25 protein-coding genes and 2 tRNA genes are annotated in these 23,754 nt (G+C 56.2%); 11 read left to right on the forward strand and 16 right to left on the reverse strand.

Annotated elements, in window-relative coordinates:
• Positions 1-74: 74 nt before the first annotated feature.
• From pykF to LRM19_RS05050, 4 genes are all read right to left on the reverse strand, one after another.
• Positions 75-1,496, reverse strand: coding sequence for a pyruvate kinase PykF (pykF, locus tag LRM19_RS05040; RefSeq protein WP_115874849.1), 1,422 nt, complete (start codon positions 1,494-1,496; stop codon positions 75-77).
• A 7-nt stretch (positions 1,497-1,503) separates the two neighbouring features.
• On the reverse strand, positions 1,504-1,800 hold the full coding sequence (gene ynhH, locus LRM19_RS21175; protein ID WP_420889903.1) for a protein YnhH: 297 nt from the start codon (positions 1,798-1,800) through the stop codon (positions 1,504-1,506).
• Between the two features lie 73 nt (positions 1,801-1,873).
• Positions 1,874-3,019, reverse strand: a complete 1,146-nt coding sequence (locus LRM19_RS05045; protein ID WP_127732769.1) for a trans-sulfuration enzyme family protein — start codon at positions 3,017-3,019, stop codon at positions 1,874-1,876.
• 11 nt (positions 3,020-3,030) lie between these two features.
• Positions 3,031-4,401: a cystathionine beta-synthase gene (locus tag LRM19_RS05050; RefSeq protein WP_271367728.1), complete on the reverse strand. Its 1,371-nt coding sequence runs from the start codon at positions 4,399-4,401 to the stop codon at positions 3,031-3,033.
• Between the two features lie 400 nt (positions 4,402-4,801).
• On the opposite strand from LRM19_RS05050, the gene LRM19_RS05055 reads away from it, so the two are divergent.
• From LRM19_RS05055 to fumD, 4 genes are all read left to right on the forward strand, one after another.
• Positions 4,802-5,824: a methionine ABC transporter ATP-binding protein gene (locus LRM19_RS05055; RefSeq protein ID WP_045910313.1), complete on the forward strand. Its 1,023-nt coding sequence runs from the start codon at positions 4,802-4,804 to the stop codon at positions 5,822-5,824.
• Positions 5,817-6,485, forward strand: coding sequence for a methionine ABC transporter permease (locus LRM19_RS05060; RefSeq protein ID WP_008500617.1), 669 nt, complete (start codon positions 5,817-5,819; stop codon positions 6,483-6,485). Before LRM19_RS05055 ends, LRM19_RS05060 begins: the two co-directional genes overlap by 8 nt.
• Positions 6,486-6,508: 23 nt before the next feature.
• Positions 6,509-7,321 carry a MetQ/NlpA family ABC transporter substrate-binding protein gene (locus LRM19_RS05065; RefSeq protein ID WP_008500616.1) on the forward strand — a complete coding sequence of 271 codons (813 nt, stop codon included), beginning with the start codon at positions 6,509-6,511 and terminating at the stop codon, positions 7,319-7,321.
• A gap of 110 nt (positions 7,322-7,431) precedes the next feature.
• The gene (gene fumD / locus LRM19_RS05070; RefSeq protein WP_008500615.1) at positions 7,432-7,641 is read left to right on the forward strand and encodes a fumarate hydratase FumD; all 210 of its coding nucleotides are present in this window, start codon (positions 7,432-7,434) and stop codon (positions 7,639-7,641) included.
• On the opposite strand, the gene LRM19_RS05075 is transcribed toward fumD, so the two are convergent.
• Genes LRM19_RS05075 through LRM19_RS05090 form a run of 4 tightly spaced genes read right to left on the reverse strand, consistent with a single transcriptional unit; the run spans position 7,622 to position 10,716 of the window.
• On the reverse strand, positions 7,622-8,308 hold the full coding sequence (locus tag LRM19_RS05075) for an amino acid ABC transporter permease (protein WP_127730515.1): 687 nt from the start codon (positions 8,306-8,308) through the stop codon (positions 7,622-7,624). The genes fumD and LRM19_RS05075 overlap by 20 nt on opposite strands.
• A complete protein-coding gene (locus tag LRM19_RS05080; RefSeq protein ID WP_127730517.1) occupies positions 8,292-9,068 on the reverse strand; it encodes an amino acid ABC transporter permease in 777 nt (258 codons plus the stop codon). Before LRM19_RS05080 ends, LRM19_RS05075 begins: the two co-directional genes overlap by 17 nt.
• Positions 9,068-9,883 (reverse strand): amino acid ABC transporter ATP-binding protein, encoded by an 816-nt coding sequence (locus tag LRM19_RS05085; protein WP_271367729.1) that lies wholly within the window; start codon positions 9,881-9,883, stop codon positions 9,068-9,070. The genes LRM19_RS05080 and LRM19_RS05085 overlap by 1 nt, the downstream gene beginning before the upstream one ends.
• Positions 9,884-9,885: 2 nt before the next feature.
• Entirely contained in the window at positions 9,886-10,716 is an 831-nt protein-coding gene (locus tag LRM19_RS05090) for an ABC transporter substrate-binding protein (protein WP_181899764.1), read from the reverse strand.
• Positions 10,717-10,961: 245 nt separating this feature from the next.
• Here LRM19_RS05090 and LRM19_RS05095 point away from each other — a divergent pair, with 245 nt between their 5' ends.
• On the forward strand, positions 10,962-11,129 hold the full coding sequence (locus LRM19_RS05095; RefSeq protein ID WP_038419198.1) for a hypothetical protein: 168 nt from the start codon (positions 10,962-10,964) through the stop codon (positions 11,127-11,129).
• Between the two features lie 92 nt (positions 11,130-11,221).
• On the opposite strand, the gene LRM19_RS05100 is transcribed toward LRM19_RS05095, so the two are convergent.
• A complete protein-coding gene (locus LRM19_RS05100; RefSeq protein ID WP_003857665.1) occupies positions 11,222-11,362 on the reverse strand; it encodes a hypothetical protein in 141 nt (46 codons plus the stop codon).
• A gap of 125 nt (positions 11,363-11,487) precedes the next feature.
• On the opposite strand from LRM19_RS05100, the gene LRM19_RS05105 reads away from it, so the two are divergent.
• Positions 11,488-12,270: an MBL fold metallo-hydrolase gene (locus tag LRM19_RS05105; RefSeq protein WP_271367730.1), complete on the forward strand. Its 783-nt coding sequence runs from the start codon at positions 11,488-11,490 to the stop codon at positions 12,268-12,270.
• A 72-nt stretch (positions 12,271-12,342) separates the two neighbouring features.
• Positions 12,343-12,978, forward strand: a complete 636-nt coding sequence (locus LRM19_RS05110) for a carbonic anhydrase (protein ID WP_109844381.1) — start codon at positions 12,343-12,345, stop codon at positions 12,976-12,978.
• A gap of 28 nt (positions 12,979-13,006) precedes the next feature.
• Here LRM19_RS05110 and LRM19_RS05115 read toward each other — a convergent pair whose 3' ends face one another.
• The 4 genes from LRM19_RS05115 to mdtK form a co-directional block, all read right to left on the reverse strand.
• A complete protein-coding gene (locus LRM19_RS05115; RefSeq protein ID WP_271367731.1) occupies positions 13,007-14,602 on the reverse strand; it encodes an FAD-NAD(P)-binding protein in 1,596 nt (531 codons plus the stop codon).
• A 119-nt stretch (positions 14,603-14,721) separates the two neighbouring features.
• Positions 14,722-14,798 (reverse strand) — tRNA-Val (locus tag LRM19_RS05120).
• A gap of 4 nt (positions 14,799-14,802) precedes the next feature.
• Positions 14,803-14,879, reverse strand: a tRNA-Val gene (locus tag LRM19_RS05125).
• Between the two features lie 153 nt (positions 14,880-15,032).
• Positions 15,033-16,406, reverse strand: a complete 1,374-nt coding sequence (gene mdtK / locus LRM19_RS05130; protein ID WP_133294238.1) for an MdtK family multidrug efflux MATE transporter — start codon at positions 16,404-16,406, stop codon at positions 15,033-15,035.
• A 225-nt stretch (positions 16,407-16,631) separates the two neighbouring features.
• On the opposite strand from mdtK, the gene LRM19_RS05135 reads away from it, so the two are divergent.
• On the forward strand, positions 16,632-17,273 hold the full coding sequence (locus LRM19_RS05135; RefSeq protein ID WP_095442481.1) for a riboflavin synthase subunit alpha: 642 nt from the start codon (positions 16,632-16,634) through the stop codon (positions 17,271-17,273).
• Positions 17,274-17,304: 31 nt separating this feature from the next.
• Here the strand turns inward: LRM19_RS05135 and cfa are convergent, their stop codons facing one another.
• Together cfa and punC are read right to left on the reverse strand one after the other, a co-directional pair.
• On the reverse strand, positions 17,305-18,453 hold the full coding sequence (cfa, locus tag LRM19_RS05140) for a cyclopropane fatty acyl phospholipid synthase (protein ID WP_111965647.1): 1,149 nt from the start codon (positions 18,451-18,453) through the stop codon (positions 17,305-17,307).
• Positions 18,454-18,751: 298 nt separating this feature from the next.
• The gene (punC, locus tag LRM19_RS05145; RefSeq protein ID WP_115874858.1) at positions 18,752-19,951 is read right to left on the reverse strand and encodes a purine nucleoside transporter PunC; all 1,200 of its coding nucleotides are present in this window, start codon (positions 19,949-19,951) and stop codon (positions 18,752-18,754) included.
• A 114-nt stretch (positions 19,952-20,065) separates the two neighbouring features.
• On the opposite strand from punC, the gene punR reads away from it, so the two are divergent.
• A complete protein-coding gene (punR, locus tag LRM19_RS05150) occupies positions 20,066-20,977 on the forward strand; it encodes a DNA-binding transcriptional activator PunR (RefSeq protein ID WP_133294241.1) in 912 nt (303 codons plus the stop codon).
• Positions 20,978-20,994: 17 nt separating this feature from the next.
• On the opposite strand, the gene purR is transcribed toward punR, so the two are convergent.
• Positions 20,995-22,020 (reverse strand): HTH-type transcriptional repressor PurR, encoded by a 1,026-nt coding sequence (purR, locus tag LRM19_RS05155; protein ID WP_008500597.1) that lies wholly within the window; start codon positions 22,018-22,020, stop codon positions 20,995-20,997.
• Positions 22,021-22,317: 297 nt separating this feature from the next.
• Between purR and cydH the strand changes: the two genes are divergently transcribed.
• Both cydH and LRM19_RS05165 read left to right on the forward strand, forming a co-directional pair.
• Entirely contained in the window at positions 22,318-22,407 is a 90-nt protein-coding gene (cydH, locus tag LRM19_RS05160) for a cytochrome bd-I oxidase subunit CydH (RefSeq protein ID WP_008500596.1), read from the forward strand.
• 163 nt (positions 22,408-22,570) lie between these two features.
• Entirely contained in the window at positions 22,571-23,737 is a 1,167-nt protein-coding gene (locus tag LRM19_RS05165; RefSeq protein ID WP_115874859.1) for an MFS transporter, read from the forward strand.
• Positions 23,738-23,754: the final 17 nt, after the last annotated feature.

Below are 23,754 nucleotides of genomic sequence, written 5' to 3' on the forward strand. Positions count from 1 at the left end.
CGTTTGGCTAATGCCAGGAATAAAAAAAGCGCCCGGAGGGCGCTTTTTATCCAAATTAATTCGTTCAGGAATTATTACAGCACGTGAACAGATGCGGTATTGGTAGTGCCGCTTGGTACCAGTGCGCCAGAAACCATGACCACAACGTCACCTTTCTGTGCCAGACCACGATCAACCAGCTCCAGAGCCACTTCTTTACCCAGACGGTAGAAATCATCCGTAGACGCGATCTCTTTCACCAGGTGTGGGATCACGCCTTTGCTCAGCACCAGCTGACGGGCAGTGGTTTCGTTGGTGGTCAGCGCCAGGATAGTCGCATCCGGGAAGTATTTACGCACGGCGCGAGCAGATTTACCGCCCTGGGTGGCAACCACGATCAGTGGGGCTTCCAGTTTCTCAGCCGTTTCTACCGCACCGCGGCATACCGCTTCGGTGATGCGCAGCTTGCGGCTGTCGTTGTTGTAGTCCAGACGGCTTTTCATCACGCGGTCGGTACGTTCGCAGATGGTGGCCATGATGGACACCGCTTCCAGCGGATATTTACCTTTGGCGGATTCACCGGACAGCATAACCGCATCAGTACCGTCGAGGATGGCGTTTGCCACGTCGCCTGCTTCAGCGCGGGTAGGGCGTGGGTTTTTGATCATGGAGTCCAGCATCTGCGTTGCGGTGATAACCACTTTACGCGCGCGCACGCATTTCTCGATCATCATCTTCTGCGCGAAGATCACTTCTTCAACCGGGATTTCTACACCCAGGTCGCCACGTGCAACCATGATGCCGTCAGACGCTTCGAGGATTTCGTCGAAGTTGTTCAGGCCTTCCTGGTTTTCAATTTTGGAGATGATCTGGATCTTCTCGCCGCCGTGCGCTTTCAGGTGCTCACGAATTTCAACTACGTCAGAACGCTTACGGATGAAGGATGCCGCAACAAAGTCAACGCCTTGTTCGCAACCGAAGATCAGGTCCTGTTTGTCTTTTTCAGCCAGCGCTGGCAGTGCGATAGAGACGCCTGGCAGGTTAACGCCTTTGTTTTCGCCCAGGTCGCCGTTGTTTAGCACTTTACAGATAACCTTGTTGCCTTCGATCGCGGTGACTTCCATACCGATCAGACCATCGTCTACCAGCACGGTGTTACCGACGGACAGGTCGTTGGTGAAGCCTTCATAGGTCACTGCAACGATTTCGCTGTTGCCGACAACGGATTTGTCGGTGGTGAAGGTGAAGGTCTGGCCTGCTTTCAGAGAGACATCGTTACCGCCTTCCAGTTTGATAGTACGGATTTCTGGACCTTTGGTATCCAGCAGGATCGCGGCTTTTTTACCGGTCTTGCTCATCACGTTGCGCAAGTTCTGGATACGCTGACCGTGTTCTGCGTAGTCACCGTGGGAGAAGTTCAGACGCATCACGTTCATGCCGGCATCCAGCATTTTGCTCAGCATCTCTTCAGATTCGGTTTTCGGGCCGATAGTACAAACAATTTTCGTCTTTTTCATGACAGTCTTAGTCTTTAAGTTGGGAAGGATATGGAAATCTCGCTCCGGGGGCGCACCGCCGCGGAGTCAAACCTGTGTTGCAAAAGAGTATATGACACGCACTAAGGATAGGAGACATCAAATGAGCGTGCAGAAGAAAGTGTGCCTGAGTGACAGCCCAACGAAGGAGAGGAGAAGTTGTACGTTGTTTTTTGTATTCCAAGCGCTGAAACCATTCACCAGGGATTAGGCGCGCATTATACGCTGATTTGAAGATAAAAGGAAAATGGAAACGGTGTTTCAGAAATAATCTGTGCAGTTTCACATAATATTGTTATCAATGCGTTAAGCCATGATGACAACTTGTGGCGGCAGGTGAGGGACCTGCCGCATTTTGCTTATTTTTGCAGCGCCTGGCTGAGGTCGGCAATCAGGTCTTTGGGATCTTCAATCCCGACTGACAGGCGGATCAGCTGCGGCACAATGCCGTTTGCCAGGCGTTGCTCGAGCGGAATCGACGCGTGGGTCATGCTGTAAGGCTGGCTCACCAGACTTTCCACGCCGCCCAGGCTCTCCGCGAGGGTGAACAACTTCAGGTTGCGAATCACCTCGGCGGCGCGTTGCGCATCGCCTTTTACCACGACGGAAATCATGCCACCGGGCAGGGCCATCTGGGTGCGGGCAAGCTGATATTGCGGATGCGACTCCAGGCCGGGATAGAACACCTTTTCGACCAGAGGGTGTTGCTCCAGCCATTGCGCAATCGCCAGCGCGTTGGTGCTGTGCTTTTCGACCCTCAGCGCGAGCGTGCGAATACCGCGCAGCGTCAGGAAACTGCTGAACGGATCCAGAACGCCGCCCACCGCGTTTTGCAGATAGCCCAGCTTGTCCGCCAGTTCCTTGTTATCCCCGACAATCGCCAGCCCGGCGACCACGTCAGAGTGGCCGTTAAGGTATTTGGTGGCGGAGTGCACCACGATATCGAAACCCGACTCCAGCGGACGGTGGATCACCGGCGACGCGAAGGTGTTATCCGCCACGCTGATGACGTTATGACGACGGGCGATTGCCGCGATGGCCGCCAGATCCGCCAGCTTCAGCAGCGGGTTGGTCGGCGTCTCGACCCACACCATTCGCGTATCCGGGCGGATGGCGGCCTCGAGCCCGGCGAGGTCGTCCGGTTTAACCCAGCTGACCTGCAGGCCGGTGCTGCGCTTGCGCACGTTTTCGATCAGGCGGTACGTCCCGCCGTAAACGTCATCAATGGCAACGATATGGCTGTCTTTATCCAGCAGTTCGAGCACCGTGGAGATGGCCGCCAGACCGGAGGCGAAGGCGTAGCCGCGCGCGCCGCCCTCCAGTTCGGCGATCGCGGTTTCCAGCGCGTGGCGGGTAGGGTTGCCGCTGCGCGAATACTCATAGCCGGTATGCTCGCCGGGTGACGGTTGCGCAAACGTCGAGGTGGCGTAAATCGGCGGCATGACGGCGCCGTGCTGGTCGTTGAACTCGCCGCTGTGGACGCTCAGGGTAGCCAGGTTTTTCATCATCTGTTCCTTTATTGCTGAAGACGGTTGCGCCAGGCGGTCAGAACGTCGCTGCGCGTAATCAGACCGAGAAAACGGTCGTTGTCATTAATGACGGCCACCAGGCCGCGGTCGAAGATGGCGTGCAGGGCGCTTTCCGGGGCGTGTTTATCAAGAAACTCCACCTGACGCGTCATGGCTGCCGTCACCGGCAGCGCGAAGCGATCGCCGTCGCCGCCGATATGCCGCAGGAGATCCCACTCGTCGATAATGCCGACCACCTTGCCGTTCTCCAGCACCGGCAGCTGGGAGATGTCATACAGACGCATGCGTGCCAGAACGGTGGAAAGCGTGTCGTCCGGGGCCGCGGTAACGGTGGCGCCTTCATCGTGGCGCAGGGCGATGTAGTCAGAGAGGTCGCCGGCCTGAGGACGCGTGATGAGCCCCTGCTGTCGCATCCAGTCGTCGTTGAACATCTTCGAGAGATATTTATTGCCGCTGTCGCAGGCGAAGGTCACCACGCGCTTCGGCGTGGTCTGCGCCTGGCAATACTTCAGCGCGGCCGCCAGCAGCGTGCCGCTGGAGGAACCCGCCAGAATGCCCTCCGTTTTCAGCAGCTCGCGCGCGGTGGTGAAGGCTTCGCGGTCGGTGATGCGCCAGGCGCGATTCACCCCTTCAATGTGGGCCAGCGGCGGAATAAAGTCTTCACCAATTCCCTCAACCAGCCAGGAGCCCGCGTCGTGGTAGCGTCCGGTTTCCACCTGGTCGGCCAGAACGGATCCGGCCGGGTCTGCCAGGACAAATTCAGTATGCGGAGAGTGCTCGGCGAACCACGCCTGCAGGCCGCCCAGCGTGCCGCCTGAGCCGACGCCCACGACGATGGCGTCGATCCGGCCGTCAAGCTGTTCATACAGTTCCGGCGCCGTGGTGGTGCGGTGCGCCAGCGGGTTGGCTTCGTTGTTGAACTGGTCGATGTAAAACGCGCCGGGCAGCTCACTGGCCAGGCGCTGGGCGTAATCCTGGTAATAGGCCGGGTGGCCCTTATTGACGTCGGAGCGGGTCAGCACCACCTGGGCACCCAGCGCGCGCAGGTGGAAAATCTTCTCGCGGCTCATTTTGTCCGGCACCACCAGAATCAGCGAGTAGCCTTTCTGGGCGGCGATCAGGGCCAGGCCGAGACCGGTATTGCCCGCCGTAGCCTCAATTATCGTGCCGCCAGGCTTCAGCCTACCGGTACGTTCCGCTTCGTTAATCATTGACAGCGCAACGCGATCCTTAATCGAACCGCCCGGGTTCTGGTTTTCCAGCTTCAGAAAGAGCGAGCAGGGACCGGTATCAAGCTTATGCAGCTGGATCAGCGGGGTACGACCAATCAGTTCGGTGACGGAGTGATAAATCGTCATGATGTTTTCCTTTCTGGATGTCATGACGGGATGATAGGGCGGTGAAATTTTCTCAATAAAGAACCATTCACTGCCGTTTAGAACAGAAAGGAATATAAATGCCATTTCTGGATGGCAGGACAGCAAGACGTAAAGTTGTCTGGATGTGAGGATGGCTATATCGGGATAAAATGCTGCAAAAATGACCGTTTTTTGCGCCCGTCCGCCAGCAGATATGCATCCGGCAGATAATCATTGCTGAAATTGGTCTAAATGCTTCCCACCCGGTAAATCCGCTGTTTATTTCGGAAAGTTATAACACATTCTTTTTTGTTCATTTAAAAGCGGGTAACGGCTGTTTACTATCGTTTGGACATCCATACTGCTAAACCGCCACGGGCGGCACGGATAATGAATAAGAATGATTGTACTGAGCAATATTTCGAAGGTTTTTGACAACGGAAAGGTGGCACTCACAGCCGTTGATAACGTCAATTTGACGATAGCACAGGGACAGATATACGGGATCATTGGTTACAGCGGCGCAGGTAAAAGTACGCTTATCCGCCTGCTCAACGGGCTGGAAAAACCGAGCAGCGGCAGCGTAACCATCAACGGGCAGAACATTTCTGCCGCAAAAGGTGAAGCGCTGCGCCAGGCGCGTCTGAAGATCAGCATGGTGTTTCAGCACTTTAACCTGCTGTGGTCGCGCACGGTCAGCGAGAATATTGCGTTCTCGATGCAAATTGCCGGCGTACCGAAAGCCGAAATTAAGGCCCGCGTGGCCGAGCTTATTGAACTCGTTGGCCTGAAAGGCCGCGAGCATGCCTATCCGTCGCAGCTGAGCGGTGGTCAAAAGCAGCGCGTGGGTATTGCGCGTGCGCTGGCTAATCGCCCGGATGTGCTGCTCTGCGATGAAGCCACCTCCGCGCTTGACCCGCAGACCACCGATCAGATCCTCGATCTGCTGCTGGATATTAACCGCCGCTTTAAGCTGACCATCGTGCTCATCACGCACGAGATGCACGTGGTGCGCAAAATCTGCGACCGCGTGGCGGTAATGGAGAACGGTAAGGTGGTGGAAGAGGGAGACGTGCTGAGCGTCTTTACCCATCCGCAGCAGCCGATTACGCAGCAGTTTGTGCGTCAGGTGAGCCAGTACGCTGAAGAAGAAACGTTCAATACCGAACTGGCAAACGATCTGGAAGGGACGGTCATCAGGCTGACCTTTACCGGGCACAGCACGCATAAGCCGATTGTGGGCGAACTGACGCTGCGCTACGGCCTGCCGTTTAACATCCTGCACGGAAAAATGACCCAAACCGCTCACGGCGTGTTTGGTCAACTCTGGGTGCACGTCGTGGCATCTGACGAACAACTGAACAATATCCTCGCCGACCTGCAGCACAGCGATATTGAAGGCGAGGTGATTAAACATGGCTGAGAATCTCTTTCCGCACCTCAAGTGGGATCAGCTCTGGGCGGCGACGCTTGAGACGCTGTACATGACCGCGCTGTCCGGCGTGGCGACCTTTGTGCTGGGCATCGTGCTGGGTCTGGCGCTGTTTTTAACCGCGCGCGGCGGTCTGTTCCATAACCGCACGGTCTACAGCGTGATTTCGATCGTGGTGAACGTGTTCCGCTCGATTCCGTTCATCATTTTGATTGTGCTGCTGATCCCGTTCACCAAGACCGTCGTCGGCACCATTCTTGGCGCCAACGCGGCGCTGCCGGCCCTGATAGTGGGTGCCGCACCGTTCTACGCACGCCTGGTGGAGATCGCCCTGCGTGAAGTGGATAAAGGCGTGATTGAAGCGACGCGCTCGATGGGCGCACGACTGAGCACGCTCGTGTTTCGGGTTTTACTGCCGGAATCATCACCCGCACTGGTATCAGGTATTACGGTGACGCTGATTGCGCTGGTGAGCTACAGCGCAATGGCGGGGGTGATTGGCGCCGGTGGTTTGGGAAATCTGGCTTATCTGGAAGGATTCCAGCGCAACCATGGTGACGTCACGCTGGTGGCAACGGTGACCATTCTGATCATCGTTTTCATTATCCAGTTCTGCGGCGATGTCATTACTTCACTGTTAGATAAACGCTAATAAATACACACAGGAACCACATCATGAAAAAGACACTGACACTGATCGCCGCAGCAACCCTGAGCGCCCTGAGCTTCGCCTCCTGGGCCGACACCCTGACCGTGGGTGCATCCAACACGCCGCATGCGGAAATTCTGGAGCAGGCAAAGCCGATTCTGGCGAAGCAGGGTATCGACCTGGAGATTAAACCGTTCCAGGACTACATTCTGCCGAATACCGCGCTGGCGGGTCATGACATCGACGCGAACTATTTCCAGCATATTCCTTACCTGAACAGCGTGCTGAAAGATCATGCGGGCGATAAGGACTACGATTTTGTCAGTGCGGGCGCGATCCACATTGAGCCAATCGGCATCTACTCCAAAAAATACAAGTCGCTGAAAGACCTGCCGGAAGGCGGCAAGATCATCATGCGTGACGCGGTTTCTGAAGAGGGCCGTATTCTTTCCATCTTCGAGAAAGAGGGCGTGATCAAGCTGAAGCCGGGCATCGATAAAGTGACCGCGCGCATCAGCGACATCGTCGAGAACCCGAAAAAGCTGAAGTTCACGCCTAACGTTGAAGCGTCTCTGCTGCCGCAGATGTACAACAACAACGAAGGCGATGCGGTGGTGATCAACGCCAACTACGCGATTGACGCCGGTCTGGATCCGGTTCACGACCCGATTGCGGTAGAGAGCGGTGAAAACAACCCGTACGCCAACATCATTACCGTACACCGCGGTGACGAGAAGAAGAAAGATATCGTCGCGCTGGTGAACGTGCTGCACTCGAAAGAGATTCAGGACTGGATCCGCACCAAGTACAAAGGCGCGGTTATTCCTGTAAACAACTAATTTACTGATTTTACTGATGAAGCCCGGCGAGTCTCTCGCCGGGCTTCTTTTTTGTATCCGGCTGGAGAATCATTTAAGCTCAACGTTTAAAAGGCAATGGAGTGATGACGATGGGTAACGTGACCAAAGATGAAGCGCTGTACCAGGAGATGTGCCGGGTGGTCGGAAAGGTGGTGCTCGAGATGCGTGATTTAGGGCAGGAGCCAAAGCATATTGTCATTGCCGGAGTCCTGCGTACCGCGCTGGCGAACCAGCGCGTTAAACGCAGTGAATTGACAACCGAAGCAATGGAAACGGTGGTTAAAGCGCTGGCCGGGTAAGGCGCCAGCGCTTCGCAAGCTGCTCGAGCGAGCAGCAGAGCAGGTAGTAAACCACGCCCGTAAAGATAAAAATGGCCGCCGGGTAGATTTGCACCCGGTTGTTGACCTGTCCCGCCACCGTGGTCAGTTCAGGGACGTTCACGATAAACGCCAGCGACGTATCCTTCAGCAGGCTGATAAAAATCCCCACCAGCGACGGCAGAATATTCCTCAGCGCCTGCGGCAGCAGCACGTGCAACAGGGTTTGTTGGGTGCTGAAGCCCTGAGACAGCGCGGCCTCGTACTGCCCGGTCGGCAGTGCGCTCAGCCCGGCCAGCACCGAGTGCATCACGGTGGCCGCCGTAAACCAGGCCAGTGCCAGCGTGACGGTCAGCGCCCCGGGCAGATCGCCCCCGGTGATGAGCGGCAGGAGATACCACATCCAGAAAATTACGAAGATGAGCGGGATACCGCGAATCAGCTCTGCCCATAAAAAGAGGACTTTTCGCACGAGCCCGGTAAAGCGCCAGGCCAGGCACGCGAGCAGTATCCCTCCGGGCAGAGCGATAACCGCAGCGCCTGCTGCCATCATTAACGAAAGCAGTACGCCTCCCGGTTCACCCGTTGCCGCGCGTCCCCACAGCAGATAATCGAGGTTATCGGTGATGACATTAAGTCCGGCAATCATGTTTTTCACTCCCTGCGATGACGACGTTCGGGCGTTTACGTTTCGCCTGTGGCCCAAGGCGTACCAGCACCATCCCCATGACCAGGCCGGTCAGCAGATAGAGCACGGTACCGAGGGTAAACGCCTCCAGCGCGTGCGCGTTATAGCTTTCGATCTGCCTGACCTGATAGGTGAGCTCGGCGAAGCCAATCCCGCTGGCGAGCGAGGAGAGCTTCATCAGATTGAGATACTGGCCCACAACGGGCTGCCAGGCGTTGGCCAGGCCCTGCGGCAGAAGGATGAAGCGAAACAAGCGCCACGCGGAGAATCCCTGGGCGAGCGCCGCCTCCCGCTGCCCGGCGGGCACGGAACGCAATCCTGCTTCCACCTCTTCGATTAAAAACGCCGAGGTAAAAACGCCCAGCCCCCAGGCAGAGCATAAAAATTCGGGCGTAAACCACCAGACGTCGCCGGGCAGAATCGACCAGCTGTGATCGGCGTTGACCGCTTCGCGAAACGCCTGTGGCAGCCCGTTCCAGGCGGCAAAATACCAGAACAGTAGCTGCACCAGCAGCGGGGTATTGCGAAAGAGTGATACCCAGCCGCTGACGATCGCTTTCCCGACGCGTCCCCCGGAAAGGCGCAGGAGCATAAAGAGCAGTGCGAGCAGGCTGGCCAGCACGATCCCCGCCAGCGTCACCCACAGGGTGGTGAGGAATCCGGAGAGTATCCACTGCAGAGGCTGCCCGGTCAGTACCCCCTGCCAGTCGAGCGCGGGCATTACAGATGCTCCTGATGCAGCGGGTTGAGCATCTTTTGCAGGAAGCGCTGCGCGCGCGGATGCGCTGGCTGGCTGAAAAACTGCGCCGGCGGCGCGGTTTCCAGAATTTGCCCGCCGTCGATAAAGACAATCCGGTCGGCAATTTCACGGGCAAACTGCATCTCATGGGTCACCACGATCATCGTGATCCCGCTGTGGGCGAGGGCTTTCATCACGTACAGCACTTCACCAATCATCTCCGGATCCAGCGCGGAGGTGGGTTCATCAAACAGAATGATTTGCGGTGAAGAGGCGAGGGCGCGGGCTATCGCCACGCGCTGCTGCTGCCCGCCGGAAAGCTCTGCCGGGTAATGGTGGGCCTTTTCCAGCATCCCGACTTTCTCCAGCAGGGCCAGCGCACGCTCCTGAGCAGGATGCGGCTTCCAGCCGTGAACGTGCTCCAGTGCCAGGGTGATGTTCTGGCTGGCGGTGAGATGGGCGTAAAGATTGAACTGCTGGAACACAAACCCCACGCGGCTTCGCAGCTGACGCAGCCCGGTACCGGAGAGCTTTCCGGTAGGCTTGTTGTCGACCAGAATCTCCCCGCCGCTCAGGGTTTCAAGCTGGTTGATAAGACGGATCAGGGTGGATTTACCGGAGCCTGAAGGGCCGAGGATGGCAACCACTTCACCGGGCGTGATGGTGAGGTTAATGTCGTTTAAAACCTGATGGTCACCGTAGCGTTTGTCCACATGACGAAACTCGACGCTGGCCTGTTCCAGATGTGAAAAATCCGCGGCACCGGCCGCGGAGTGTGAAAATAAACCTGAGAGCATAATTACCTGGCTTCTATTTTAAAGGCGCGCGGCTGTGGAGCAGGGGTGCCAGGACCAAACCAGACATCATAGATTTTTGCCGCCTGACCGGTCTTCTCGAGATTAACCAGTTCGTCGTTAACGGCCTTCAGCAGCGCCGTTTCACCTTTCTTCACCCCCACGCCAATCTCTTCTTTACTGAGCAGGTCGGGCAGGATTTTGAAATTGGCTTTGTCCGGCGCCTGCGCCAGCAGGCCGGCCAGAATGGTGCTGTCCTGGGTAATGGCCTGGACGTTGCCATTGCGCAGTGCGGTCAACGCCAGCGGGATGTCGTCATAAGAGAGGACGCGGGACTGCGGGAAACGCTGGTGCAGCGCCTGCTCGCCCGTCGTTCCTTTGACTGCGCCAATGCGCGCCCGGCTATAGTCATCAAGCTTGTCCGGTGATTTTGCCGGAACGAGGAACTGCTGGCCGGTAACGAAGTAAGGCGTAGAAAAATCAATGACCTGTGCGCGTTCCGGGGTGATGGTGATATCCGCCACGATCAGGTCGGCTTTGCCGGACTGCAGCAGCGGAATGCGGTTGGCCGGATTGGTGGCAACCAGTTCAAGCTTCACGCCGAGCGATTTTGCCAGCGCTTTGGCAAAGTCCACGTCATAACCCACGATCTCATGCGTTTTTGCATCAATCGAGCCAAACGGCGGGTTGGCGTCAAACGTGGCCACTTTCACCACCCCTGCTGCCTTAATATCCGCCAGCTGATCGGCCTGTGCCTGAGCTGAAAGCAGGCTCCCCGCCGCCAGTAATCCCAGAACCAGTGTCCGTTTGGTAAACCCTTTCATATTTGCTGCCATAGTCATTCGCCATCCCGTTGTTTTTGTTTTACCCCGTTACGCTCCCATAAGGGAAAGCTATCGCCAAATAAGAAATCGTTCTTTGCTATGAGCAAAAAAGCATTAGTGAACAAGGTGTTAATGAAGCGTGAAAAGGACGGGGTGCTATTTGCAGATCCTGCACATAGACAGTGGATTTTGGTATTTCCCCTGCACGGGATTTGGGTGCTTAACTGAGGTCAGACACGGCGAGAGAGGGTAAGACGATGAAAAAGTGGATCAGCACGTTACGGCGGTTTTTTGCGGCCCGGCCAGCGAATGCGGAGAACAGCGCGCAACGTGTTCTTGAGTCGATACTGCCTGTCGCCAGCCTGTATGGCGTAGACGTTGCCAACATTGACCCGGAGTGGTTCCATGATAAAACGTCACGCTGAACTGCGCCGCACGCGCGAAACCTACTGGAACGAGGTGTGCGTGACGTTTAACGAGTGAAATAAAAAAGCACCGGTTTCCCGGTGCTTTTTTATTAGATCTTGCAGGCGTCGCCGCAGTCATCGTCGGCGACAATCGCCTGCGCTTTTTTGTCTGCATCGTCCAGACGTTCCGCATTACGCTCTTCAGCTTCATCCAGACCGTTAAAGACTAAGTTATCGAGATCAATTTCCATGTTGCACCTGCTCTGTTCAGTTTTCGATACTGGCACAGTATAGGGCAAAAAAAGCCAGCAATGTACCTCGCAGCACATAAGGATAATCCCTGCCATACTCAGTGCTTTATCGCTGAGGAGAGCACATGATTACACTCTGTAAAACCTGTGGAACCGCCTACGATACGCAGCCGGACAGATGCCCGATTTGTGAGGATGAACGCCAGTATGTGCCCATCACGGGGCAGGCGTGGACCGATCTTGATACCGTCACCGCGGCGCACAGCAACAAATGGCAGCAGCTGGAGCCGCGATTATTCGGTATCAAAACGGTTCCTGCGTTTGCGATTAACCAGCGGGCGCTGCTCCTGCAAACGCCCCACGGCAATATCCTCTGGGACTGCATCGCCAACCTCGATCCCGCAACCCAAACCCTCATTACCGCCCTTGGCGGCATCAGCGCGATTGCGATTTCACACCCGCACTATTACACCACGATGCAGGAGTGGGCTGCGGCGTTTGACGCGCCGGTGTACCTGCACGCCAGCGACAAAGAGTGGGTCATGCGCGACAGCCCGGCCATTCATTTCTGGGAGGGGGATACGCTGGAGATTTTCCCGTCGGTTACCCTGCTGCGTCTGGGCGGGCATTTTGCCGGGGGAACGGTGCTGCACTGGCTGGAGGGGGGCGGGGTATTGCTGGTGGGCGATATTCTGCAGGTCACGCCGGGTAAAGACGCCGTCTCGTTTATGTGGAGCTACCCGAATTATCTCCCGCTGCCGGCCCGAACGGTGGCGTCGGTGGTGAGTCATCTCGAAGGCAAAACCTTTGAACGTCTTTACGGCGCGTTCGAAGGGCAGAACATCCTGGCCAGTGCGGACGAGATCGTGCAGCGGTCGGGCCAGAAATATATTGCTTGTCTGAAGTAAACCACGATGGGTAAACTTTACGAGTGTGATCTCGATCATGCCTAAACTAAAACAGATAAAAGAGACATTGCTATGCAACATATCATTGAAGGTTTTCTCAGCTTTCAAAAAGAGATTTTCCCGCAACGTAAAGAACTCTTCCGCAGTTTAGCGTCCAGCCAGAATCCCAAAGCGCTGTTCATCTCATGCTCCGACAGCCGTCTGGTCCCGGAACTGGTCACCCAGCAAGAGCCAGGACAACTCTTTGTCATTCGTAATGCTGGCAACATCGTGCCGCCGTTCGGACCGGAGCCTGGCGGCGTGTCCGCAACCATCGAATACGCCGTGGTGGCGCTGGGCGTCACGGATATCGTGATTTGTGGTCACTCCAACTGTGGCGCAATGAAGGCGATTGCCGATAACGCGAACCTGGAGCCGATGCCTGCGGTGTCACACTGGCTGCGCTATTCCGACGCGGCGAAAGCCGTGGTTGAGAAGAAAACCTGGGATAAGCCGATCGATAAGGTCAATGCGATGGTGCAGGAAAACGTGTTTGCGCAGCTGAGCAACATCAAGACCCATCCGTCCGTTGCGGTGGGCCTGCGTAATAACTCCATCCGACTGCACGGCTGGGTGTACGATATTGAAAGCGGCGAAATCCTCGCGCTGGATAAAGCGACGAAAAGTTTCGTTTCGCTGTCGGAAAACCCGGAAGTCTTCTTCGAGTAATTACCAACAGCAGGGCATGGAAGCCCTGTCAGATCTCAATATACGGTAACCTTCTCCGCGATCCCGACGCGGGTTTTTCAGCCGCCTTCGCCATCGCTTCTGCAATCTCTGCACATTCTGCCAGCCCCTGAACGAAGGGACGGTCGTGCATCAGCCACGGTATCGCGCCGAAGGCGATGCGTCCGCGCACGGTGTCAGGCGCTTTTAAGGTGTAATCCTCGCCGATATCGGGTATCCGATCTCCCGTTGCTTCCAGCTGTTTTCGCAGCGTCGGGAAGGGCAGATCTTTCGTTTTGAGCGGCTTTTGTCCGCGTGCGTCAATAAATACGTCGAAACGATAGACGGTCTCTTTTGTGGTTATCACCGTTCGATCGCTGCCAACGTCGAGCGTGTAGTCGTCACCGAGCGCGGCCACGCTGATGATGCCGGCTTCGCGAAGTGCGAGCAGCCTGCGGATAGACTGCGGAGGAATGGCGGCATAATTGTCGATAAATACCCGAGCCAGCCCCTGACTGAAGCGTTCACCGTCTTGCTCATCGAGATGGGGGACGATCTCCTGAACCACTTCATGCAGCCGAAGCACGGTATAGCGCCAGGCCACGGTACGGCGTTCCCGTTTGTTGCGTTCAACCTCGTTGAGATTCTCTTCCGCCCAGGTAAAGGGGCCGTGGCGTTTACGATCCTCAAACCAGGCCTCACGAATAGTGTCCGCATTCAGCGTATGCAGAGACATTTTCTCGCACCATGCCGGATCGGCAAGCTGAAGCTCTTTGACCATCAGGGCAAAAATGCGGTCAAGCAGGCCATCCGGTCCTTTGGCTATCTCGCTTTCCACCACGAATTCGGTCAAAACCGACAGCGGTTCGTAAGGAATAGGGCAGTAAAAATCGGCTTCCGGCAGAATGCCCGTCCGGGACATCAGCGTAATGTGTAACCCTTCGCTGCCGTTGTCGAGGATGAATTTACCGTCACGAAACTCACCGTGCTGCATCACCACCGCCATAGCCGCGTCGAGACCGCTCAACGAGGTGCCCATAATGCCCACGCGGCAAGGGGGAATGCGGGCATCCATCAGGCCGGACCACGGGCTTGGGAAGAACGTGCGCGTGGCTTCATCCTCGTCTGGCCAGACGTGGCCGGTGGCGATAACCGCCAGGTCGAATTTATCCGGTAGGGCACGGTCGTTGACCGAAATCGTCACGCCGGTTGTCGAAGGGGTGATGTCGGTGACCTTCGCTGATTCATGGATCTCAACCTGGAACCCCAGCTTTTTCGCCTCTTTTACGATTGATCGAAAGCTGTCGCGAAAATACTCCCCCAGCAGGATCCTCGGCAGGAACTGCCGATCGTGCAGGCTGGCTTTATCCACCTTAAAGCGTGCGAGATGGGCGTCGCTCTGTTCCTTGAGCCAGTCGAGGTAGGTCATAAAAATGGGCGGGATTTCAATGCTCGCAATGTTCGCCAGCATCAGCCGGGAATTATCGTCGTCGTTATAGGGCATACCCACGCCGGCTTCATCGGCCTGTTCGAAAACGGAAACGGAGAGCGGCGTGCTGTTCTTAAGCAGGTGATAAAAGGTGTAAATCCCTGTGGGGCCGGAGCCGATAATCGCGATCTTCTTCATCAACACGTTTCCTGTGTTTTTTTCCATAGGAAAAGCGTAGCAGGAGAACAATGAAGAAAATAAGGGATTAGGAAAATTCAGGATATCAGAAGAGGAGTTGCACCATTTCAGGACTGAAATGGTGCGTCCGAGTGGACTCGAACCACCGACCCCCACCATGTCAAGGTGGTGCTCTAACCAACTGAGCTACGGACGCAGAATGGTGCGTTCAATTGGACTCGAACCAACGACCCCCACCATGTCAAGGTGGTGCTCTAACCAACTGAGCTATGAACGCAACGTGTTGTCGGTGACAACGGGGACGAATATTAGCGGCACAGCATCGAGGTGGCAAGAGGGAAAATGCAATTTTCTCTCTGATTTCACGCGATTGCTGTATTACCGCGCAAAGTGAAGAGAAAGTAGCCGCCAGGCGGCGGCTACTGCGTCGTTAACGTGCAGCGCGTTGTAAAATGACCGTTGATGGCTGGCGCTGCAGGAAGCGCATGCGCATCATCATCATAATCGCCGCCGAGGTCAGGCCGATGATAAAGCCCATCCAGAACCCTGCCGGCCCCATGCGCTCAACCACCAGGTCGGTCAGGGCCAGAATATAGCCACACGGCAGACCCAGCACCCAGTAGGCGATGAAAGTGATAAAGAAGATGGAACGCGTATCTTTATAGCCGCGCAGCACGCCGCTGCCAATCACCTGAATGGAGTCAGAAATCTGGTAAATCGCGGCCAGCAGCATCAGGTGCGATGCCAGCGTGACGACTTCCGGATTGTCGTTATAGAGCAGGGCGATCTGCTCGCGTAATGCAACGGTAAAGAGCGCAGTACAGATCGCCATGCAGACGCCGACGCCCAGTCCGGTTCGGGCGGCCGTTTGCGCATCGAGCGTTGAGCCCTGGCCCAGGCGGAAGCCTACGCGAATCGTCACCGCCGCCGCCAGCGACATCGGCAGGACGAACATCAGGGAGCTAAAGTTCAGCGCGATCTGGTGCCCGGCGACGTTCACAATGCCCAGCGGGGAGACCAGCAGGGCGACCACGGCAAACAGGGTCACCTCAAAGAACAGCGCGAGGGCGATCGGCAGCCCTAACTGCACCAGACGCGTCATGATGTTCCAGTCCGGCATGCTGAATCTGTGCTCGTTACGAATATCGCGCATGGAGCGGGCGCGCTTCACGAAGGTAAGCATCGAGAAGAACATTACCCAGTAAACGGCGGCCGTCGCCACGCCGCAGCCGACGCCGCCCAGCTCCGGCATCCCGAAATGACCGTAAATAAAGATATAGTTAACGGGAATGTTGACCAGCAGCCCGATAAAGCCCATCACCATGCCGGGCTTGGTTTTCGCCAGGCCTTCACACTGGTTACGCGCCACCTGGAAGAAGAGGTAGCCAGGCGCACCCCAGAGCAGCGCGCGCAAATAACCCACGGCTTTGTCCGCCAGTGCCGGGTCAATATTATGCATAGCGCGAATGATATGGCCCGCGTTCCAGAGCACGACCATAATCAGCACCGAGACAAATCCTGCCAGCCAGAAGCCCTGGCGGACCTGATGGGCAATGCGCTCGCGGCGCCCCGAACCATTGAGCTGAGCGATAACAGGCGTGAGCGCGAGCAGCAGACCGTGGCCGAACAGGATGGCCGGAAGCCAGATTGACGTACCGATAGCTACGGCCGCCATGTCGGTGGCGCTGTAGCCACCCGCCATTACCGTATCCACAAATCCCATTGCGGTCTGGGCCACCTGCGCGACGATCACTGGTATAGCCAGTGCCAATAGCTGGCGCGCTTCATTCATGTACTTCTGCACGTGAACACCTTTATTTTGTAGTTATATGAGAGACTAAAAAAGCCGCCGAAACTGGCAGCAAGAAGAAAATGCAGGGGGGTGCCAGCTATTGTAGCGGGCTTTAGCTATTTATCTAGTGAAAAAATCGCCAGAAAATGCGCTCTGCTGGCAACCTGTTTTTCCAACTGTTATTGTGGAGGGATTAAACGGTGTCATCACCGTTCGGAAAAAACAGGAGTTGTAAGCATGTTTACTGGTATTGTGCAGGGCACTGCCAAAGTGGTGTCCATTGATGAAAAACCTAATTTCCGTACTCATGTTGTTGAGCTGCCGGAATATATGCTTGAGGGCATTGAAACCGGCGCGTCGATTGCCCATAACGGCTGCTGCCTGACCGTGACCGAAATTAACGGCAACCAGATTAGCTTTGATTTAATGAAAGAGACGCTGCGCATCACTAACCTGGGCGAGCTGGTGGTAGGCGATACCATCAACGTTGAGCGCGCGGCGAAGTTCAGCGATGAGATTGGCGGTCATCTTATGTCGGGGCACATCATGACCACCGCCGAAGTGGCGAAAATCGTGACCTCGGAAAATAACCGTCAAATCTGGTTTAAAATGCAGGACCCGTCATTAATGAAATACATCCTCTATAAAGGATTTATTGGCATTGACGGGATTAGCCTGACGGTAGGGGAAGTGACGCCAACGCGTTTTTGCGTGCATTTAATTCCTGAAACGCTGCAGCGCACCACGCTGGGCGCGAAAAAACTGGGGCATCGCGTGAATATCGAAATCGATCCGCAGACCCAGGCTGTGGTGGATACGGTTGAGCGCGTGCTGGCAGCAAAAGAAGCCGCAATAATAAAGACCGCCGAAGAAGAATAAAAAATAACCCCGGATATCCGGGGTTATTTTTTTAGCGTGCGACACGCAGTCCGTGTTCTATCCCACGGCTGAATACCACCTGCCAGAGCTGAATATCCCGTGCGCGAAACGCCCCCGCGCAGGCATTCAGATAATAGCTAAACATTCGTTTGAATCGTTCAGAATAGTTGTCCGCAATCTCTGGCCAGGCTTTCTGGAAACGTTCATGCCATGCCATTAAGGTGGTGTCGTAGTCCGCGCCAAAGTTATGCCAGTCTTCCATCACGAAATGGGGTTCACTGGCGTTGGCAATCTGGCGAACGGACGGTAAACAGCCATTCGGAAAGATGTATTTGTTGATCCACGGGTCAACGTTATTGTCGGTCCGCTTAGAGCCGATGGTGTGCAGCAGGAAGATGCCGTCCGGTTTCAGATTCCGGTCCACCACCTCAAAATAGGTATCGTAGTTTTTTGGCCCCACGTGCTCGAACATGCCGACGGAAACAATCCGGTCAAACTGTTCATTCAGGTCACGGTAGTCCTGCAGCCTGATATCCACATCGAGATCCTGGCAGCGCTCCCGCGCCATTTTTTGCTGTTCCGCTGAGATCGTCACGCCGACCACGCTGACGCCATAATGCTTCGCCATAAAATATGCCAGCCCACCCCAGCCGCAGCCGATATCCAGCACGCGCATGCCGGGCTGTAGCTGCAGCTTCTCGCTAATCAGACGCAGCTTCGCCTGCTGAGCCTCTTCAAGCGTCGAGGCCTCTTTCCAGTAGGCGCAGGAGTATTGCATGAAAGGGTCCAGCATACGGCTGAACAAATCATTGCCAAGATCGTAATGTTCTTTGCCAACGATCCACGCGCGTTTTTTACTCTGGAGATTGAAAAGTCGGGCAGAGGCGACGCGCAGGGTGTCTTTCAGGTTGCGAGGGAGTTGATTTTCAAGACCGGCACGCAACACGCTGGCGAAAAAGGTATCCAGACGCTCACACTCCCACCAGCCGTCCATGTAGCTTTCTCCCAGGCCTAACGACCCTTCCCGCAACACGCGTTTAAAAAAGTCGGGATGCTTAACCTGAGGATCGGATGGCGATGATCCATTGATAGTGATGCCTGCACGACCTAACAGTTCACTGACGATCCGGGACCAGTTATCGTCCGGAACGCTGACTTCTTCTATACACGATGAACTCATAGCTTCTCCATCACCCTACTGTGATCAGAACCTTAAAACAGCGTAGACGCTTTTTTTGGTTTGTGAGAAATCTCACGGTAAATACCGCGAGGCTAGTATCCGACGTAGAACAGAGGAAGGGAGATAACCCTTGCCGAAATGCCTTCCATGGTAAAACGGGAGCACTCCGGCTCCCGTTAACACTTAATATTTATCGTATTTAATCGAACCAAATTTAGTATAGGCTTCAAAATTTGGTGATTCAATAGAAAATTGTTAGCAACCTAATCACTGAAATATAACATGATTTCTGGCGCAATCAGGCATGCGAGGTTTCCACCTGAGCACCGTTATCCTGCTCACGCTGCGCGGAGGCCTGCATGCGATAGCCCAATACCGCCAGCGCTACGGTGAACAGCATCACGCTGGTGGTGGTCAAAAGCGGCGTAGCAATCAGCGCCGAGACCACCAGGCTTGCCAGGAAGCACAAACCCAGCTGCAGGGTGTTCTGCAGCGCGGCGGCGCGGCCTGTTGCCTGCGGGAATGGACGCAGCGCCTGCGCCACAACGATAGGGTAAATCGCCCCGTTCGCAATGGCCATCACGCAGAACGGGATCAAAATTTCGGCCAGACCGGCACCCGGAATAAAGCCAACGGCCCAGGTCCCGATGACGCTCAGCGCATACAGCACCAGCAGCCACGGCAGCATCTGCTGACCTTCCCATTTTTGCAGCGCCGCGCGACAGCCGTACCCGCCCACAAGGAACGCGATTGTCTGCGGAACATAGCTCAGGCCGATGGCTGCCGGGCTGTAGCCCATATCGTGCAGAATGAACGGCGAGCCGGTGAGCCATGCGAAGAAGCTTGCCGAGCAGGCGGCATAGATCAGGACATTCCCGCGATACGCTTTGGCGCTCAACAGTGAGGTGAAGGTAATCGGCTTCGCGTCGGCATGCGCCTCTTTTTTATGCGCAGGCTTGAGGGCAAACGCCGGCAGCATCAGCACCAGCGTGATGGCAAACAGCGTGGCAAAAATGGCCTGCCAGTCAAAGTGCGCGAGGATCCAGCTGCCCAGCAGCGGAGCCAGGGCAGGGGAGAGGCCCACCAGCGGCATAATGGTGGCGAAAATACGGTTTGTGCGGTTAGCCGGGTAGTAGTCGGTCACCAGCGCCTGCCAGGTCACGGCCGCGGCACAGACGCCCACGGCCTGAACGAAGCGCAGCACCAGCAGCCAGGTGGCGTCGCGTACCCATAACATCCCCAGGCAGCCCGCAGCAAAAATGGCCAGGCCCAGCAACAGTACCGGTTTACGACCAAAGCGATCCGAGAGCGGTCCCCACAGCAGCTGCGCGAAAGCAAAACCGGCGAGGAACAAACTCAGGCTAGCACTGATGGCGGCAGCGGGGGTTTGCAAATCTTCCTGCATCGCGGCAAAAGCCGGCAGGTACATATCGGTAGCCAAAAAGCCCAGCACGCTTAAGCCGCCGAGCCAGACTAAAAAACCGTTCCTGGGTTGCATTATTTTATTCTCCTGAGGAGGCAGGTATACATTGGCGCTGAGTGTAGGGAGTGCAAAGCCGCTTGTGAAACGCTAATATTTGGCGGGTGCATTCAAATTTTTTGCAGGCAGAAAATGTGGTCAGATTATTCTCTTGAAGTGGTCGATGCTGTCGCGCGTAACGGCAGCTTCAGCGGTGCGGCGCAGGAGCTGCACCGCGTCCCTTCGGCCATCAGCTACACGGTGCGTCAACTGGAGGAGTGGCTGGCGGTTCCGCTGTTTGAGCGGCGGCATCGTGACGTGGAATTGACGCCCGCTGGGGCGTGGTTTTTGAAGGAAGGGCGTTCTGTTATCAAAAAAATGCAGATCACCCGCGAACAGTGCCAGCAGATCGCCAACGGCTGGCGGGGACATCTTTCCATCGCGGTGGATAACATCGTGAAGCCGGAACGCACCCGACAGATGATTGTCGATTTCTATCGTCACTTCTCTGACGTCGAGCTGCGGGTCTCGCAGGAGGTGTTCAACGGCGTCTGGGATGCGCTGGCGGACGGCAGGGCGGAGATGGCGATTGGCGCGACGCAGGCGATTCCGGTCGGGGGACGTTACGCCTTTCGCGACATGGGTATGCTGAGCTGGAAATGCGTGGTGGCCAGCGATCATCCTCTGGCAGCGATGGAAGGTCCGCTTAGCGACGAAACGCTGCGCAACTGGCCCTCGCTGGTGCTGGAGGATACGTCCCGTTCATTGCCCAAGCGTATCACCTGGCTTCTGGACAACCAGCGGCGGGTGGTGGCTCCGGACTGGGAATCGTCGGCGACGTGCCTCAGTGCCGGACTGTGCGTCGCGATGGTGCCCGTTCATTTTGCGCGTCCGCGCATCGATACCGGCGAATGGGTTGAACTGACGCTGGAAAATCCGTTCCCGGACGCGGCCTGCTGCCTGACCTGGCAACAAAATGATGTCTCGCCCGCCATGGCCTGGCTGCTGGATTATCTGGGGGACAGCGAAACGCTGAACCGGGAATGGTTACGGGAGCCAGCGTAGCTGGCCCCGTAAAGGGATTAACGACGGTAGTCGCGGAACGGACCGTCCGCAACGGAACGGCGTTCAATCAGGCGCGGGTGAACTTCAATGGACTGCGACTCTTCGCGCTTGTTGACGATCCTGTCGAGCAGCATATTGAAGGCCGTTTCGCCCAGCGAATCTTTCGGCTGGTGAATGGTGGTCAGCGCTGGGGTGAAGAAGCGCGCGTTACGCACGTTGTCATACCCGATCACGGAAATATCCTGCGGTACGCGCAGACCCAGTTCATCGGCGGCGCAGAGCGCGCCCATGGCCATGATGTCACCCCCGCAGAAAACGGCGGTCGGACGGTGCGGCTGGGAAACGATCTGCTGCATTGCGCGGTAACCTGATTCCGGCTCAAAGTCGCCCTGCACGATCCAGTTTTCCGGCACGGTTATCAGCGCTTCTTCCATCGCTTTCATAAAACCGGCAAGACGGCCCGCCCCGGTGTTGCGCTCCAGCGGACCCGGGATCACGCCAATCTCGCGGTGACCGCGTTCGATCAGGTAACGGCCGGCCATGTAACCGCCTTCAAAGGCATTGTCGATAACGGAGTCGGTGAAATCCGCACGCGCTTCGCCCCAGTCCATAACGACCATGGGGATGTGGCGATACTCTTCGAGCATCGACAGCACGGATTCCGGATACTCGGAACACATTACCAGCAGGCCGTCAACGCGCTTCTGCGCCATCATCGACAGGTAGGCGCGCTGTTTTTCAATGCTGTTCCACGCGTTGCCCAGAATCAGGGTATAGCCTTTCTGGAAGCAGTTTTTCTCAACAGCTTCAATGATCTCGGCAAAATAGGCCGCTTCACTGCTGGTCGCCAGCAATCCAATGGACTTGGTGTGATTAACCTTGAGGCTACGTGCAACCGCGCTTGGCGAATAGTGCAGCTCCTTGATCGCTGCCCAGACGGCGTTGCGCGTCTCTTCCGCCACAAAGCGGGTTTTGTTAATTACATGTGATACGGTTGTAGTGGAAACGTTTGCGCGTTTTGCTACGTCTTTAATTGTTGCCATTAAATGTCACTCCAGACCATATCCTAAGCTCCTGAAAAACTTGAAGGTAAACGTTTGCCTTCTCTCACCCTTATCACGCAATCTTGAATTGCGGCACGCCGGGAAAACGACACGGGACGTCAGGAGGGGGTCAATGGCCGGTACGCTAATAAATTTAGCGTGGAATTTTGTCCTATCTTGATGAAAAGGGGAAGAGGTAAAGTGGTTATCAGTATAAATCCAGGAAGATTTTTGACGTAATCTGTGCAAAAATGAGCAAGCTCACTTTTCGTGTGGGGATTAAAAGGAGAAAAATTGATGAGTTCCGATCTTAAGTTTTCGCTGTTCACCACCGTTGTTGTGCTGGCTCTGATTGTTGCGGCCGGTCTGACGGCTGCGCTGCACTGATTTACGCGGAGGGAGAGCCTTCTCCCTCCCGACTCCCCGGATTGTTACTTCTCTGGCAAAAAACTTTTGCCATTTTGTTAACTTCTCATTTTTTGTGATTGATGTCATGCTTTCCGCTTCTTTGTTCTGTGTCACCACATGACACGGCATCCGGAGTTGACGCATGAAAATCAATTTTCCCCTACTGGCCCTGGCGATTGGCGCTTTTGGGATTGGCACCACTGAATTCTCCCCGATGGGGTTACTGCCCGTCATCGCCCGCGGCGTGGACGTCTCGATCCCTGCGGCTGGCATGTTGATCAGCGCCTACGCTATCGGCGTGATGGTGGGAGCGCCGCTGATGACGCTTCTCCTTTCTCATCGCGCGCGCCGCAATGCGCTGATTTTCCTGATGGCGATTTTCACCCTCGGCAATGTGCTTTCGGCCATTTCGCCGGACTACACCACGCTGATGCTGTCGCGTATTCTGACAAGCCTCAACCACGGCGCGTTCTTTGGGCTGGGGTCGGTCGTGGCGGCAAGCGTGGTGCCAAAACATAAGCAGGCGAGCGCCGTGGCCACCATGTTTATGGGTCTGACCATCGCTAACATCGGCGGTGTTCCTGCTGCAACCTGGCTGGGAGAAGCGATCGGCTGGCGTATGTCTTTCCTGGCGACGGCCGGGCTGGGCGTGGTCGCGATGGTGGCATTGTTCTTCTCCCTGCCGAAAGGCAGCGCAGGAGAACGTCCGGAAGTGCGTAAGGAGCTGGCGGTGCTGATGCGCCCGCAGGTGCTTTCCGCGCTGCTTACCACCGTTCTCGGGGCAGGGGCGATGTTTACCCTCTATACCTATATTTCACCGGTACTGCATGACATTACCCACGCAACGCCTCTCTTTGTGACCGCGATGCTGGTGCTGATTGGCGTGGGCTTCTCGATTGGCAACTATCTCGGCGGGAAATTTGCCGACCGTTCCGTGAGCGGGACGCTGAAGGGCTTCTTAACTCTGCTGATTGTCATCATGATTGCCATTCCGTGGCTGGCGCGTAACGAGTTTGGCGCCGCGATGGCGATGGTCGTCTGGGGTGCAGCAACGTTCGCCGTGGTGCCACCGCTGCAGATGCGCGTGATGCGTGTTGCGCATGAAGCGCCGGGCCTCTCATCCTCGGTCAATATCGGTGCCTTTAACCTGGGCAATGCGCTCGGTGCGGCGGCCGGTGGGGCCGTGATTTCAGGTGGTCTGGGATACAGCTTTGTGCCGGTGATGGGGGCAATCATTGCCGCGCTCGGCCTGCTGTTGGTGATGATGTCGGGGCGTAAACAGCCAGAAGCAGCCTGCGCTGCGGAATAAACCAAAAACGCAGAAGG

Source organism: Enterobacter sp. PI-10 (genome assembly GCF_027947695.1).
Lineage (GTDB): Bacteria > Pseudomonadota > Gammaproteobacteria > Enterobacterales > Enterobacteriaceae > Enterobacter > Enterobacter vonholyi.